At 73.0% G+C, this 14,907-nt stretch carries 12 protein-coding genes and 1 pseudogene; 6 read left to right on the top strand and 7 right to left on the bottom strand.

Translation table 11 applies throughout. The features are described from left to right. Positions 1-16: 16 nt before the first annotated feature. The 3 genes from Saso_RS24395 to Saso_RS24385 form a co-directional block, all read right to left on the bottom strand. Complete coding sequence (locus Saso_RS24395; RefSeq protein WP_189921681.1) at positions 17-913, bottom strand: RNA polymerase sigma-70 factor; 897 nt, start codon at positions 911-913, stop codon at positions 17-19. Between the two features lie 91 nt (positions 914-1,004). Beyond that, positions 1,005-2,213 carry an NAD(P)/FAD-dependent oxidoreductase gene (locus Saso_RS24390; RefSeq protein ID WP_189921683.1) on the bottom strand — a complete coding sequence of 403 codons (1,209 nt, stop codon included), beginning with the start codon at positions 2,211-2,213 and terminating at the stop codon, positions 1,005-1,007. Positions 2,214-2,456: 243 nt separating this feature from the next. Further along, positions 2,457-2,810: a DUF805 domain-containing protein gene (locus Saso_RS24385; RefSeq protein WP_189921685.1), complete on the bottom strand. Its 354-nt coding sequence runs from the start codon at positions 2,808-2,810 to the stop codon at positions 2,457-2,459. 394 nt (positions 2,811-3,204) lie between these two features. Between Saso_RS24385 and nadE the strand changes: the two genes are divergently transcribed. The 3 genes from nadE (at position 3,205) to Saso_RS24370 (ending at position 6,737) form a co-directional block, all read left to right on the top strand. Beyond that, entirely contained in the window at positions 3,205-4,023 is an 819-nt protein-coding gene (gene nadE / locus Saso_RS24380) for an ammonia-dependent NAD(+) synthetase (RefSeq protein ID WP_229901255.1), read from the top strand. A 163-nt stretch (positions 4,024-4,186) separates the two neighbouring features. After that, entirely contained in the window at positions 4,187-6,160 is a 1,974-nt protein-coding gene (locus Saso_RS24375) for an SMI1/KNR4 family protein (RefSeq protein ID WP_189921689.1), read from the top strand. 142 nt (positions 6,161-6,302) lie between these two features. After that, positions 6,303-6,737 carry a VOC family protein gene (locus Saso_RS24370; RefSeq protein ID WP_189921691.1) on the top strand — a complete coding sequence of 145 codons (435 nt, stop codon included), beginning with the start codon at positions 6,303-6,305 and terminating at the stop codon, positions 6,735-6,737. A 116-nt stretch (positions 6,738-6,853) separates the two neighbouring features. Here the strand turns inward: Saso_RS24370 and Saso_RS38405 are convergent. Then, positions 6,854-7,477: pseudogene (locus Saso_RS38405) on the bottom strand (SpoIIE family protein phosphatase); the annotation flags it as partial. Positions 7,478-8,411: 934 nt separating this feature from the next. Continuing rightward, complete coding sequence (locus Saso_RS24360; protein ID WP_189921693.1) at positions 8,412-8,897, bottom strand: MarR family winged helix-turn-helix transcriptional regulator; 486 nt, start codon at positions 8,895-8,897, stop codon at positions 8,412-8,414. Positions 8,898-9,019: 122 nt separating this feature from the next. Between Saso_RS24360 and Saso_RS24355 the strand changes: the two genes are divergently transcribed. The 3 genes from Saso_RS24355 (at position 9,020) to Saso_RS24345 (ending at position 12,323) form a co-directional block, all read left to right on the top strand. After that, on the top strand, positions 9,020-10,207 hold the full coding sequence (locus Saso_RS24355) for a PP2C family protein-serine/threonine phosphatase (protein ID WP_189921695.1): 1,188 nt from the start codon (positions 9,020-9,022) through the stop codon (positions 10,205-10,207). Between the two features lie 303 nt (positions 10,208-10,510). Beyond that, on the top strand, positions 10,511-10,957 hold the full coding sequence (locus tag Saso_RS24350) for an ATP-binding protein (protein WP_189921697.1): 447 nt from the start codon (positions 10,511-10,513) through the stop codon (positions 10,955-10,957). Positions 10,958-11,126: 169 nt separating this feature from the next. Next, the gene (locus tag Saso_RS24345; protein WP_189921699.1) at positions 11,127-12,323 is read left to right on the top strand and encodes a PP2C family protein-serine/threonine phosphatase; all 1,197 of its coding nucleotides are present in this window, start codon (positions 11,127-11,129) and stop codon (positions 12,321-12,323) included. A 100-nt stretch (positions 12,324-12,423) separates the two neighbouring features. On the opposite strand, the gene Saso_RS24340 is transcribed toward Saso_RS24345, so the two are convergent. Together Saso_RS24340 and Saso_RS24335 are read right to left on the bottom strand one after the other, a co-directional pair. Then, the gene (locus Saso_RS24340; protein WP_189921701.1) at positions 12,424-12,930 is read right to left on the bottom strand and encodes a MarR family winged helix-turn-helix transcriptional regulator; all 507 of its coding nucleotides are present in this window, start codon (positions 12,928-12,930) and stop codon (positions 12,424-12,426) included. A 177-nt stretch (positions 12,931-13,107) separates the two neighbouring features. Further along, entirely contained in the window at positions 13,108-14,613 is a 1,506-nt protein-coding gene (locus Saso_RS24335) for a cryptochrome/photolyase family protein (protein ID WP_189921703.1), read from the bottom strand. Positions 14,614-14,907 lie beyond the last annotated feature (294 nt).

Here is a 14,907-nt window from a genome sequence, read left to right as displayed (position 1 = left end):
CGCGGGTCCGTACAGGTCAGTGCAGGGTGAGGGCGGTCGTGGACGCGACGTGCGACAGCTTGTCCGGGTTGCGGACGTAGTAGAGCCCGGTGATCTGTCCGTCCTCCTCCCGGATCGCCATGACGCCGTCGATCTCGCCGTTCAGCCGGACCAGGAGCGCCGGGTTGCCGTTTATCGCGGTCGGCTCGGCCGTGAGCACGCCCTTGAGCTTGCCGATGCTCCCCACGAACATGCGGGCCACCTTGTCGGCGCCGGTGACCGGCCGCAGCGCGGCGTGCTTGATGCCGCCGCCGTCGCTCACCAGGACGACCTCCGGCGCGAGCACCTCGAGGAGCGCCTGCGGGTCCCCGGTCTCGATCGCGCGGTGCAGCGACTCCAGAGCCGCCTGACCCTTGTTCGCGGAGACGACCCGGCGGGGGCGGCGGGAGTCGACGTGCTGGCGGGCGCGGTGCGCGATCTGGCGGACGGCCACCGCGCTCTTGTCGACGGCATGGGCGATCTCGTCGTAACCGACGTCGAAGACCTCGCGCAGCACGAAGACGGCGCGCTCGATCGGTGAGAGCGTCTCCAGCACGAGCATGAGCGCCATCGAGACGCTCTCGGCGAGTTCGACGTCCTCGGCGACGTCCGGTGTGGTGAGCAGGGGCTCGGGCAGCCAGGGGCCGACGTACGCCTCACGGCGCCGTTTCACGGTGCGCAGCCGGTTGAGGGCCTGGCGGGTGGTGATCCGGACCAGGTAGGCGCGCTGGTCGCGCACCTGTTCCTGGTCGGCCTCCACCCATCTGAGCCAGGTTTCCTGGAGGACGTCCTCGGCGTCGGCCGCCGAGCCGAGCACCTCGTAGGCGACGGTGAAGAGCAGGTTGCGGTGGGCGAGGAACGCCTCGGTCGCCGGGTCGATGGCGTCGTCGTTCATCGTTCTTCCGTTCTCCTGATCCATCGCGGCCGGCTGGGGCGGCCGGCCGCCCTCGCGTGCGTCCTCGGAAGATCCTCCCAGCACGCGCCGGTCAGACCACCTTGCCCGCGGGCGCCGGTGCCTCGGCGCGGTGGGCGCGCAGCAGCTGCCGGCGCTTGGCGGCACCTCCCGGAATGCGGTGCAGGCGGAACGAACCGGGCTTGCGCGCCTCGTCGGACAGATGTTTCGGGATGCTCTTGCAGATCAGTTCCTTGACCTTGGCGCCGAGGCTGTCGTCGATGTGCAGCCACACCGCGACGTCGGACCGGTTGGCGAACTGGTAGATGCCCGCGCCGCGGCCCAGGCTGACGCACTGGGCGTAGAAGGACTGGTGGATGCCGTCCGGCTGCTCGCCCGCGAGCCGGCCGAGCACGGTGTCCGCGGCCCGCGCGCCCAGAGGCATGGCGTTGAGGCAGCTCATCCGCAGGGGCAGGCCCGAGGGTGCGGCGGAGTCGCCGGCCGCCACGATGCGGGCGTCGTCGACGCTGGTCAGCGTCTCGTCCGTGAGCAGGCGCCCCAGGCTGTCGGTGCTCAGACCACTGCGGGCGGCCAGGTCCGGAACACCGAACCCGGCGGTCCAGACGGTGACCTCGCTCGGCAGCTCGCGGCCGTCGGCGAGGCGCACGGTGTCCCGGGTCACCGCCGTCACCTGCGAGCCGGAGCCGTCGAGGACCGTCACACCGAGCGCGGCGAGCCGCTTGGCGACCGAGCGGCGGCCCCGGGTGTGCAGGTACGGTCCGAGCACGCCACCGCAGGCCAGGGTCACCCGGCGGCCCTGCTCCGCAAGCTCGGCGGCGGTCTCGATGCCGGTGGGACCGGCGCCCACCACGGTCACGGGGGCGGTCGCGGCGGCGGCTTCGAGGGCCGGACGCAGCCGCCGGGCCTCCTCCAGCGTGGAGATCGGGTAGGCGAACTCGGCGGCTCCCGGCACGCTCGGTCCGGCGCTCCCGCTGCCCGCGGCGTAGACCAGGTAGTCGTAGTCGAGCGTGCCGTCGGCCGCCAGGGTCACGCTGCGCCCGGCCGCGTCGATCCGGGTCGCGGTGTCGACCACCAGCCGGACGCGCTCGGCCAGGACGTCCCGGTAGGCGACGACCGCGTCGTCGGACCCGCCCACCAGCTGGTGCAGGCGGACCCGGTGGACGAAGTCGGAGCGCGGGTTGACCAGCGTCACGGTCACGTCGTCGCGCCCTGTCAGCCGGTTCGCGGCCATCACGCCCGCGTAACCGCCGCCGATCACGACCACACGCGTGTTCCCAGTCATGGTGCCTCCTCTGTTGCAAGGTGTTCGGCCTCAAGACACCGCGCCGGCGGCAGCTGTGACATGACGTGAGTCAGATCACTCGAACGGAGCCCGGCCGGCATCCCCGCGGCCGGCCCGTGAGGGGCGCCGGACGTGCGGGGACGCGCGGGCTGGGAACAGGGAAGGGAACAGGGAAGGGAACAGGGAAAAGGCCCGTCGGAGGGTTCCGACGGGCCTTCGGTGCCGCGTGGCGTCCGTGTGACGTCAGTAGGCGGGCGCCAGCTTCGGGTTCGGGCCGTACTGGTTCGGCTCCTGCTTGCCCTCGGTGGCGAGGAACACGATCAGGATGATCGCGCCGACCAGCGGGATGAGGCCGATGAGGATCCACCAGCCGGACCGGTCCGTGTCGTGCAGGCGCCGGACGGCGACCCCCAGCGAGGGGAGCAGGACGGCGAGGGTGTAGACGATGCCCAGGATGCTGGACCCGATCGCGGCGTCGATGATCGCGATCACGATGCTGATGATGACGCTGAACAGGGTGAACATCCAGTATTCCTGCCGACGGGCACGTCCGCCGAACACCGCGTACTTCTTCAGTACGTCCACATACCAGTGCATATCTCTCGTCCCCCCAGGGATGTCGTGTGCGTGTCGGCATCAGATCAGGCCACGTGACGGGAATCCATACCTTTGTCATGCACGGATCGACCTGTTACGAGGCCGCAGCCCTACGGTGACCAGGCAGGACGAATCCGGCCGTCACTCGCCGGGGGGCCGGCCGGGCTCGGGGCTCGGTCGGCGCCAATACCGGGAGCGCTCGGTGCCGGGACGGGAACGCGCGCGGCCGCAACCGGAGGGCGCGCGGCGCCGGAAACGCATGCCGGCCGCGATCGGGGAAACTCCTTCCTGCGCGCCCCCGGCGCCGGACGGCCGGGGCTGCCCGACACTGATCCAGGGGCCCGTCCTGCGAGGTGGGGCGCCGGCACGACGTGGACCGGAGCAAGGAGCAGATGTGAACGAGGCGGCCTCCCTCACCCTTCAGCAGGAGATCGCCCGGGAACTCGGGGTCGCCGAGACCTTCGACGCCGCGGCGGAGATCGAGCGCCGGGTGGCCTTCCTCGCCGAACGGCTGACCTCCACCGGGCTGTCCGCCCTGGTGCTGGGCATCAGCGGCGGGGTCGACTCCACCACCGCCGGCCGTCTGTCCCAGCTCGCGGTCGAACGGGCCCGCGACGCCGGGCACGAGGCACGGTTCTACGCGATGCGCCTGCCCTACGGCGTCCAGGCCGACGAGCACGACGCCCGGCTCGCGCTCTCCTTCATCCGGGCCGGCCGGGTGCTGACCGTGGACATCAAGCCCGCGAGCGACGCCGTGCTGGGTGCCGACGTGATCTTCCGTGACGTCCACCACCAGGACTTCGTGCTCGGCAACATCAAGGCACGTCAGCGCATGATCGCCCAGTACGCCGTGGCCGGAGGGCACCAGGGGCTGGTCGTCGGCACCGATCACGCAGCGGAAGCGGTCTCGGGCTTCTTCACCAAGTTCGGCGACGGTGCGGCGGACCTCGTCCCGCTGGCCGGTCTGACCAAGCGCCGGGTGCGGGCCGTCGCCGACGCGCTCGGGGCGCCCGACGGGCTGGTGCGCAAGGTCCCCACGGCCGACCTGGAGACCCTCGCGCCGGGAAAGAGCGACGAGGAGGCGCTCGGGGTGAGCTACGACGACATCGACGACTTCCTGGAGGGCGAGGCGGTCGCCGACAGCGTCTTCGGCACGATCGTCGGCCGCTACCGGCTCACCGACCACAAGCGTCGGCCGCCCGTCGGGCCGTAGCGGTCGATCCGCGCGGCAGGCAGACGGACAGACGGGCGAGGCGGGCGGGGCGGCGGCCGGTGGCATGGTCCGGCGGGCCGTGCGTGCCGGGCCGTCTCCCGGCCGTGTCCGGCGCACCGGCCGCCCGGCCGTCGCTGTCAGTGCGGGATGGGACCATCCGGCCATGAGTGACGAGTCCTTCGACTGGCATGACTTCCTGCGCCGTTGGCAGGAGGAGTGGGTTCCGGATGCGGACGAGGCCGCGGACGCGGGCGGTGACGACGAGGCGAGCCGGGCCGCCGTCCCGCTGGGCGGGCCCGGGGCGCCGGAGTCCGCCGTCGTCGCGGCCGAGGAGCGGCTCGGGCGGCGGCTGCCGCCCTCCTACCGGCAGTTCCTGACGGCCAGCGACGGGTGGCAGGTGGATCAGGCGGCCGGGATCTACCGGCTCGGCGGGGCCGCCGACATCGGCTGGTTCCAGGACCCGTACGACATGACCTCGCTGTACGAGGAGAGCCTGGGCGACGACCCGCACCCCGCGCAGGCACTGCTGGCCGGGATGTGGCGGCGGGCCCTGCGGCTGGAGACGGACTCCGACATGTCCCACGCCCTGCTCGACCCGGGCGACCGCGACCAGGACGGCGAATGGGCGCTCTACGTCTACCAGGGGTGGAGCGGCGAGTACCCCGACCGGTATCCCTCCTTCCGCGCGTACATGGAGGCGATGTACCGCTCCTTCCACGCCGACCGCGCGGCCGGGCCGGGCTTCGTCAACGCGACCACGCGCACCCAGGACGCCCGGGTGCAGGAGGCCCGTGTGCTGGCCCTGCGCGGACGGCACGAGCGGGCGCGTGCCCTGCTGGAGGAGGCGATGGCCTTCGGACGGCCGCACAGCGCCGTTCTGCTGAACCAGATCCGGCATCTGCTGGATCCGCGAAGCCCCCGCGACTACGGCATGCTGGTGGCGGATCCGCAGTACCTGTCCGACCTGCTGCCCGTACTGGCCATGACACCTGCACGCGGTGAGTGGCGCCTGGGCGGGGACGACCACTGGCTCGGGATGACGGTCGCCCGGGGGGTCGCCCCGGAGGTGGCCGAGACCGTCCTCGGCGCCCTGCGCGACGGCACTCATCACTACGCCCCGCCCGGTCCGTGGGGCCGGGCCGTCGCCGAGGCCCGGCAGGCGGCCCTGTGGGGGGAGACCGACCTGGCCTGGCGGGTGCTGCGCGACGCGCTGGCGCTGTGGGAGCCGCCGGGGCCCTTGCTGATCGCTCCGGTCGGCCTGCTCGCGGATCCGCTCCTGGGCCCGCTCGTCACCCCGGAGCGCGGCCGGGAGATCCTCGCGACCCCGCGGGCCGGAGCGACGGGACCCGCTCCGGAGCCGGTGCCCGACCTCGACCCGCCGGGCCTCGCCTGGCTGACGGAGCCTGCCGTGGGCCGGCAGCCGCACGACGGGTTCCGCTGTGTCTGGGTCCAGGGAGCGGACCCCGCCCGGCTGCCCGCGCTGATCGGTGAGGAGGGCGCCGCACTGAGCGCGCCCACGGACCCGCGTGCGGCCGCCCGGCGCGCGCCCAGGCCCCATGAGCGGGAGGGCGTGGAACTGTGGGAGGACCGGGCGGTGGTCGCCGTGGGCCGCACGTCCCGAGGATGGGCGTTCGCCTTCGACGGCGGGGCCTTCCACCTGAGCGGGCTGTTCTCGTCCCCGGCCGCGGCCGCCTCCTCGGCCGGCCGTGCGGTGGTGGTGTGGTGCGATCCGAGGCGCTCGTTCCCCGGCGACCGGCCGGCCGCGTTCCATGTGTCGGTGGCCGAACAGGGAGAGGAGCTCTGGGCGTTCACCGTGCGGGGCGACGAGATCCGGCGTTCCGGCGCGATACCCGAGGCCCTGGACCCGGCCCGTCTGTTCCCTGCGCGGGACCCCGGAGCGGACGCGCGACCCGGCGCCGGACCGGACACCGCGGCCGCTGCCGAAGCCGACGGGGAACAGGACCGCGCACGGCGTGCCCTGGAGGCCCTGCACACCGAACTCGGCCTCTCCCTGCCCCGCTTCGCCCTGACGGAAGGCAGACTGCGCACCTTCACCACCCGCTCGTGGACCCGCGCCCCGGGCCCTGAAGAGGGCTTCGCCTACGGCTACATCAGCGTCGGGCGGCCCCCGCGCTGAACACCCGGGGGGCTTCGGGGAAGCCGGTGCCGTGGCGGTCGCGGGGACCATCACACACCCGGCCCGCGAAGGCCGCGGGGACGTCATCACCCCTTTCCTCAGCGGGAATTGGCCGGGAAGGGCGCCCTGCTACGGTGGTCCGATGGCAACGATCAAGAAGTTCCAGGTCACCTTCGACTGCGCGCAACCCGAGCGCGTCGCCCGCTTCTGGTGCGAGGTGCTGGGGTACGTCGCGCCCTCGCCGCCGAAGGGGTTCGGCACCTGGGACGAGTACAACCTCTCGTTGCCGGCGGAGGACCGGGACGCCTGGTTCTCGTGCAGTGACCCCACGGGTGTCGGCCCGCGGCTCTATTTCCAGCGCGTTCCCGAGGGCAAGGTCGTCAAGAACCGGGTGCATCTCGACGTGCGGGCCGGCACCGGGCTCGTCGGTGAGGAGCGTGTGGCGACCCTCGAGGCCGAGTGCGCCCGCCTCGTCGCCCTCGGCGGGGTCCGCGTGCGGCTGCTGCTGGCCGACGAGGACAACGAGTCGTGCCTGGTGATGCAGGACGTCGAGGGCAACGAGTTCTGCCTGGACTGAGCGGCTTGCGCACGGCGAGGTGGCCGGCCCGATCCTGCCGAGCCGGCCCAGCGGCTGCGCAGCAGGAGCAGGGCGGTGTCGTCGGTGCGGGAGCGGCGCAGGCCGGTGTGGTGCAGGAGGCTCTCGGCGAGGTGGTCGAGGGAGCGGTCGCCGTGGCCGGTGAGGTGGCGGGCGAGGGCCGCGATGGAGTCGGTGATGTCGCTGTCGGGATTCTCCACCGGGCCGTCGGTGTGGAGCGCGAGGAGTGATCCCGCCGGGAACGGGACGGTGGTCACCGGGTAGTCCGCCTCGGTGCCCGTCCCGATGCCGATCCCGGGCAGCGGTCCCGGCTCCACGTCCGGCGCCCTGGTGTGCGGGGCGGGACCGGGCTGCGCAGCAGCGGGGGCGGGTGTCCCGCGCCGGCCAGGTGCAGACGGCGTCCGGCGAGATCGATGTGGCGGTGGGGTGCCCTCGACGGCGGTGACGCGGGGCGGAGGTGTGCCGGCCGGCCCGGGTTCCGGATGCGGGGAGACCAGGGCGCTGATGCCGCTGTCGTCCGGGTGGAGCCGGACGTCGAGCCACTGGTCGGGCGGACGCAGCGCGGTGTAGGCGACGGGCTCGCGGGTGAAGACCGCGGTGCGATAGTGGTCCTCGTGCACGGGGTCGTCCGGCCAGGGTACGGACTGCCACGGCAGGGTGCCCAGGAGGCGTTCGGCCTCGCGGCCCAGCAGCCGGGCGGCCGCGTCGTCGAGGTAGGTGATGCGGCCCTGGAGGTCGAAGCCCAGGGCGCCGACGGGCAGGCGTTGCAGCAGGTCGGCGGCGGCGAGACCGCTCTGCGTTGGGGTCCGGTCCTGGTCGGCCGAGCGGGACGACGCGCGGTTGGCCGGGGATGTGCCAGGCGGTTGGCGCCCGGTCCAGGACCTGGGTGACGCGGCTCGCGCTGGAGAGGATGTGCCCGCGTTCCCGCCGGGTCGGCGCCCGCCGCCACGGCGCCACCGCCATCACCGGCAGTCCGCACACCGCCGTCGGACAGAGCACCGGCTCGGCCGGCGGCAGCAGGAACACGTCCGCCGCCGAAGCACCCGTGCGCTGCACCGTGTCACCGGTGCCCGGTCGAGCGATGCCTCGCCGTCGGCGGAAGAATAGCCATCATCACTAATAAATCAGACAATAGGTCGTATGGACTCCCGGTCGACGCACGTCGGCCCGCGATGCCGGGGGCGGAGCGGCGCGCGGCGCTCCGCCCTGCCGCCGTGGCGGCGCGTGCCGGTCACGGATTCCCGCCGTGTCCTGCCGGTGGCCGGTGGCGTTGCGCTGGTCGGGCGCGCCGTGCCCGGTGACGCGGACGCGGTGGTCCCGGCCCCCGGACCTCGCGTCCAGGGTGCGTGGCGGCGCGCGGCCCGGGCGCCCGGTGGGAGTCCGCCGGCGGCCTGTCCCGGCCGAGACTTTGCCCACAGGGCCGCGACTCCTCGCGTCAGGGGGTATCCGGGCTCTGAGGGGGAAGTGGTGTCGAGGGACGAACAGTTGCCATTTGACAACTATGATCGTGGGAAAAGAAAGTGGAGGTCGGACGTGCGGCGGAAAGGAACGGGATGCTCCGATGGGCGCAGGCCGCTCCGTTCGCCGAGCGCCCGCGACGAACCCCGGCCCACGGGTGAGCGCACGGCGTGCCGCCCGGTCGGACCGGCTCTCCTGTCAGGCGGAGCGGCTCTCCTGGCCCCGGGCCTCGTCGTTTATCTGCGCCGCCGCGGCGGCGCAGAACGCTTCGAGCCCCTGGAGCAGCGCGGCTCGCCCGGCGGCGGGCATCTGCTCGAGCACCGCTTGCAGCACGCCCTCCCGGCGGGCGCGCAGATCCGCGAGGAACGCGCGCCCGTGGCCGCTGAGGTGCAGGCGCACCTCGCGCCGGTCGACCGGGCTCACCGTGCGCTCGACGAAACCCGCCGCCTGGAGGCGGTCGCACAGCCGACTGGCCGAGGACGGCGTCGAGGAGAGCGCGTCGGTGAGGGTGCGCAGATTGACTCCCTCGTGGTGTTCGAGCACGAGCAGCACGCGCAACTGGGACGCCGACACCGGCGCCGTCGTCGCGCGGCCCCACAGAACCTCCAGCAGCTCCGCGGCCGTGGACGTCACGCGGGCGGCTTCGGCCGGCTCGGGTCGGGGGCGGAAGGAAGTCACGGTCACACTCTCGCAGGCAGCGGGACGACCGCCAGGGTACTAGCCGGCCCGGCCGGCCAGGCAGCGGTCCCGCCGCGCGCGGCGGGACGACGGGCTTCGCCGCGGCTCACCGAGCCCGCGGACATCTGATGAAGGACGGTGTATCTACAGCAGTGAAGAGATTCGTGACCGCCGAACGCGCTCTGCGTACGGCGGCGCCCCACCAGTTGCTCGACGCGGTCCGGCACGCGCTCTGCGAGGAGTACGCGGCCGACGCCGTCGAGCTCTACATGGCCGACTACAGCCTGACCGTGCTCCAGCCGGTCTCCGTGCTGCCGCACACCCTGGAGCCGGTGTCGGTGCACGACAGCCCGGCCGGCCGCGCCTTCGGCGCCCAGGAGCCGTACCTCGAAGGCCTTCCGGAGGGCTCGGTGCGCGTGCACCTGCCCGTCACGGTGCGCGGGGACCGGCTCGGAGTCCTGTCGGTGACCATGACCGGCGGGCAGCACGTCCGCGACAGTCTGAGCGAACTCAGGGACATCGCCGAGGTGCTCGGCCACGAGGTGGTCGTCGCGGAGCGGGACACCGACCTCTACCTCCAGGCACGGCGCAAGGACCGGCTGACCCTGGCGGCGGAGATGCAGTGGCAGCTGCTCCCCGGACGCGCCTGCGCGCGGCCCGAGTACGAACTCGGGGCGCAGCTCGAACCCGCGTACGCGATCTTCGGCGACAACTTCGACTGGTCGGCGACCGCGGACCGGCTGATGCTGTACGTCTCCAACGGGATGGGCGAGGGCATAGAGGCGTCCTTGCTGACGAACCTGGCCATCAACGCCCTGCGCAACGCGCGGCGGGCCGGTGTCCCCCTCGCCGACCAGGCCGCCCTCGCCGACCAGGCGGTCTACGGCCACTACCAGGGCCGCTGTTACCTGTCGGTGCTGATGTTCGACTTCGACCTCACCACCGGACGTGCCGTCGTCGTGGACGCCGGCTCCCCGCAGCTCCTGCGGCTGCGCGAAGGAGCGGTCGAGCGGGTGACGTTCGAGGCACAGCTGCCGCTGGGCATGTTCGAGGAGACCGACTACATCGCGCAGGACTTCGAGGTCGAGCCGGGCGACCGTCTCGTCTTCGTCAGCGACGGTGTCTACGCCGCCGCCTCCCCCGGAGGGGAGTCGTACGGGGACGCCGCCCTGGCGCGGGCGATCCAGTCCACCCGGCTGCTTCCCGCGGCCGAGGTGCCCAGGGCCGTCCTGCGGGAGCTGACGGGTCACCGCGGCCGGGTGGAGCCCAGGGACGACGCCCTCGTGGTCTGCCTGGACTGGCGGGGACGACCGTGACGGTCAGAGGGGGCGGCCTCCCGGCACTGTCCTGGGGGCACATGTTGTTCGAGCCGCACCCCAAAGGCTAATGTTTGTCATACGGCAATTATCGGTTGGCCGTCTACCGCCCCGGTGGCCACAGGGCCTTGTCCAGAGGGAGAAGATGGCATCCGCTCCGGCCCGCACAGCCGACGCAGTGGCAGGTCCGCGGACGGCGCCCGGCCTGCCGTGCGAAGCCCTCCCTCCTCCGGTCGCCGACGCCGGGCGTGCGATGGACCGGCCCCCGCGGCACGCACCACCCGCGGGCGTGGAGGGCGGTCCGTGACCGATGCCCCCGAGCCCGCCAGGACGACCAGGCTGCCCATCGACTCGGACGCGGACCTCGTCTGGGTGCGGCAGCGGGTCCGGCAGGCGGCGACCGCCCTGGGTTTCGGCCTGGTGCAGCAGACCAAGCTGGTCACCGCGGCCAGTGAACTCGCCCGCAACACCCTCGTCCACGGCGGGGGTGGGCATGTGGACCTCACACCTCTGCACCAGAAGCCCCCGGGTCTGCGACTGGCCTTCGTCGACACCGGCCCCGGCATCGACGACCTGGAACGTGCGATGACCGACGGCTGCACCTCCGGCGGTGGCCTGGGCCTCGGCCTGAGCGGCGCCAGACGCCTGGTGCAGGAGTTCAGCCTGGACAGCCGCCCGGGCCACGGCACCACCGTCACCGTCGTCGCGCGAGTCTGCGGAGTGCCCGCGCCCCGGCAGGCACCCGGATGAGCCGCACACACCGACGCTCCCGGGCCGCACCGCCGCACCGCCCGACGCCGGACGGCCGGTACGAGGAGGCGCACGCCCCGGACGAGAAGCCGGCCGATCGATCCACTGTTCGTATCCCGCAGCCCGGGAGCGCCGACCACGGATACCGTGGAGGCGACGAGGGGAGAGAGTGAACGCCGTGAACGCATCCCAACCGGTGCCGTCCGCGGAGAGCCAGCTCCGTGCCACCGCACCCCACGAGCTGGTCTCCACCGCACGCCGCCTCCTGACCGACCGTGTCGGGGCCGAGGAGGTGACCCTGCTGCTCGCCGACTACGCGCTGAGCGTCCTGCAACCGGTCACCCACCTGCCCCACACCGGGGAGCCCGTCCCCGCCCATGACGGGCCCGTCGGACGCGCCTTCGTGAGCCAGGCCCCGGTCGTCGAGGTGCCCGACGGCTCGACTCCCACCCACGTCGTCCATCTGCCCCTGACCGTCCGCGGGGACCGGCTCGGTGTCCTCTCCGTCCGCCTGCCCGAGGACGCGACCGACCCCGCCACCGTCCTGCGGCTCACCGACTTCGCCACCGCGCTCGCCCACGAGGTGGCCACCGCGGGCCGCGACACCGACCTGTACCTCCAGGCCCGCCGCACGCGGCGCCTCACCCTCGCCGCCGAGATGCAGTGGCAGCTGCTGCCCGGCCGCGGCTGCGCCCGCCAGGAGTACGTCATCGGCGCCCACCTGGAGCCCGCGTACACCATCGGCGGCGACAACTTCGACTGGTCCACCAGCGCCGACCACCTCACCCTCACCGTCACCGACGGCATGGGCCAGGGCATAGACGCCTCCCTGCTCACCAGCCTCGCGGTCGGGGCCCTGCGCAACGCGCGCCGCGCCGGAATAAGCCTCTCCGACCAGGCCTGTCTCGCCGACCAGGCCCTCTTCGCGCAGTACGGCGGCAAGATGTACGCCTCGACCCTCCTGCTGCGCTTCGACCTGGACAGCGGCACCGTGCACGCCGTCGACGCGGGCTCGCCCCAGCTCTACCGCCAGCGCGGGGACACCCTCGAACAGATCGAACTCGAAGCGCAGCTCCCCCTCGGCATGTTCGAGGAGACGCCGTACCAGGAGCAGACCTTCCACGTCGAACCGGGCGACCGTCTGATCGTGGTCAGCAGCGGCGTGCACGGCGCGCGCGCCGCCGACGGCGGCTCCTTCGGGGAGCGAGCTCTGCGCCAGACGCTCAGCGCCACACGGCTCGAGCACCCGCACGAGGCCGCGCGCGCCATCGTCTCCGGCCTGATGGAACACTTCGGCAGCCGCGAACTCGCCACCGATGCCGCGGTGGTCTGCCTGGACTGGATCGGCCGGACCTCCGAGGCGTGACCGCCCGGGGACGACGGCCTCGGCCGGGCGGCCCGGGTTCCACGGCTCGTGCGTGACGGCTCGTGCGGGGCGGCCCACGGCACCGACCCGTCGGGGTCCGTCACCGGGGGTCCGTGTCCCCGGGCCACGATGACGGGAGCTGCCGCGCCATGTGAAAGGCCCTCAACCCGCCCCGCAACGCGGCCAGATCGGTGGGATCCATCCCGCCCAGCACGGCGGCCAGGGCCCTGGCCCTGCGGTCCGACACCTCGCCCAGCACCAGCCGGCCGTGCGTGGTGAGACTCAGCTGCACCTCGCGGCGGTTGTGCGGGTGGGACGTACGCTCCAGCAGACCGGCCGCCTCGAGACGGTCGCACAGCCGGCTGGCCGTGGGCATGCCGATGTCCAGACGCTCGGCCAGAGCCGTCAGGTTCAGACCCGGTGCCGACTCCAGAGTGCGCAGCGCCCTCAACTGGTGCAGGGACAAACGCAGCGGCGCGTCCTGAGCGGCCACCGCCCACAGGTCCGCCAGACCCTCCACGGCATCGGCGATCTCCAGTGCGACGGCCCTGGGGTCATCGCCCGGCTCCCTCGCCTGATCGTTGCCGGCGCCGTCGAGGTACGTCACAAAGGAGTCACTTTCAGTAAACCCGGGGCAATGCAGATTCCATGCTCATTCAAACGCACTACCCGAAGAGTCAACGAGCAAGCAACCCCAGCTGTATCCGATCGCGGGCAAATGCACGTCGACCTGCTGCCGCCGCCCCGCGGACCCACCGAACCCGTCGGTTCGCGCCCGGCGGGCTCAGGGCGGCCCGTCCCCGCGCCGCCGCTCCTGGGCGAGCAGTTCGTCCAGATCGGCGAGGCGGTCCAGACCCCGTACCGCCTGGGACATCCGCGGATTGTGCTCCAGCCGTGCACGGTGGCGATGCAGGAAGGCCCAGTACCCGGCGGTGTACGGACAGGCGTCCTCGCCCGTGCGCACGGTCGGGCGGTAGGCGCAGGGGCGGCAGAAGTCGCTCATCCGGTTCACGTAGGCGCCGCCCGAGGTGTACGGCTTGGTGGTCATGCGCCCGCCGTCGGCGTACTGGGACATGCCGAGCACGTTCGGGAGCATCACCCAGTCGTAGCCGTCGACGAAGCTGCGGTGGAACCAGTCGGTGACCGCCGCCGGGTCCCAGCCGCGCTGGAGCGCGTGACTTCCCAGCAGCATCAGCCGCGGGATGTGGTGCGTCCAGCCGCTGTCGCGCACCTGGGTGAGGACCGTGGACAGACAGCGTGCCGTGACGGCCTCCGGGTCGAGCTCCAGGAACCAGTCGGGCAGCGGCGCCCGGTGCCCCAGCGCGTTGCGCCGCCGGTACTCCTCACCGAAGTGCCAGTACAGCTGCCAGACGTACTCGCGCCAGCCCGCGATCTGGCGCACGAACCCCTCGACGCTGTTGATAGGCGCGTCGCCGCGGCGCCAGGCCTCCTCGGCGAGGTCGACGCACTCGCGCGGATCGAGGAGACCGAGGTTGAGCGACGACGACAGCAGACTGTGGCTGAGCACGGGATCGTCCGCGAGCATGGCGTCCTCGTGCGGGCCGAATCCGGCGAGCCGCAGGGAGACGAAGCGGCGCAGCGCGTCGCGGGCCTCACGGCGTGAGGCAGGGAAGAGCCGCGGCCCGTCGCGTCCCACGAAAGAGACCTCGCCCGAGCGTTCCCACCGGTCGAGGTCGTGGCGCACCTCGTCGTCGACGTCGTTCTCCCGCGGACGGTAGGGCGCAGGCGCGTCCAGGGTGCGCGCACCCTTGGGCGGAGGTTCACGGTTGTCGTGGTCGTGGTTCCAGCGGCCGCCCGCGGGTTCGTCGCCGTTCATCAGCAGGTCGTTGCCGCGGCGTACCCAGCGGTAGAAGTCCTCCTGGCGCAGCCGCCCGCCCTGGCGGCCGCCGGCCCACGCCCGGAAGTCCTCGTGCGGGACGAGGAAGCCCCGCGCGGGCAGCACCCGGACGCCGTCCAGGCTCTTCACGAGCCGCAGTGCCGCGCGGGAGGTGGGATGGTGCACCGTCACCGGTGCGGAGCCGACCGCCTCGCGCAGACCCTCCCGGTACGTGTCCGCCCGGACGTACCGGACCCGGTCGCCCAGTTCGGCGGCCCGGTGCCGCATGGCGCTCAGCAGCAGATGGGCCTTGGCGCGATGGAAGCGGCGGCGCCGGAAGACGGACCGTGCCTCGATCATCACGAGGTGCGCGTCGTGGTCGGGACCGTCCGGGCCGGGCGTGAGGAAGTGAGGCCCCAGCTGGTCGCCGAAGAGCCAGTGGTGCGCCGTCACGGGCGACCACCGCCGTCCCGGCCGTCGGCGTCGGCCCGCTCGGCGGGGGCGGGCGCGGGGGGAGGCGTCAACGCTTCGATGCTCCGGAAAGTGAGCTCCCCGGGGCCTGGGGAGCCGGGGGCGGAAGGCCGGAAGAACAGCGCGGTCATGGACACACCTTGGGGCAGCGGGACGTAGGTGCAGGGCGTTCGTCGGCCGCGGCGCGGCCGGATGCACGGGGACGTCCGGCGAACGGGTGAACCTGGCCGGGCGGTGACGCGGTGCGGCGCCCACCGGGTCGCGAGGGCACCGCCG

It is taken from the genome of Streptomyces asoensis, from assembly GCF_016860545.1.
Taxonomy (GTDB): Bacteria; Actinomycetota; Actinomycetes; order Streptomycetales; family Streptomycetaceae; genus Streptomyces; species Streptomyces asoensis.
The sequence above is the reverse complement of the archived record's forward strand: the minus strand, read 5'-3'. Positions and strand labels throughout refer to the sequence as shown.

Bases quoted from the DNA above. Each gene is read 5' to 3' on its own strand.
- Saso_RS24395 (WP_189921681.1), bottom strand. From the start codon at position 913: ATGAACGACGACGCCATCGACCCGGCGACCGAGGCGTTCCTCGCCCAC.
- Saso_RS24390 (WP_189921683.1), bottom strand. From the start codon at position 2,213: ATGACTGGGAACACGCGTGTGGTCGTGATCGGCGGCGGTTACGCGGGC.
- Saso_RS24385 (WP_189921685.1), bottom strand. From the start codon at position 2,810: ATGCACTGGTATGTGGACGTACTGAAGAAGTACGCGGTGTTCGGCGGA.
- Saso_RS24375 (WP_189921689.1), top strand. From the start codon at position 4,187: ATGAGTGACGAGTCCTTCGACTGGCATGACTTCCTGCGCCGTTGGCAG.
- Saso_RS24370 (WP_189921691.1), top strand. From the start codon at position 6,303: ATGGCAACGATCAAGAAGTTCCAGGTCACCTTCGACTGCGCGCAACCC.
- Saso_RS24355 (WP_189921695.1), top strand. From the start codon at position 9,020: ATGAAGGACGGTGTATCTACAGCAGTGAAGAGATTCGTGACCGCCGAA.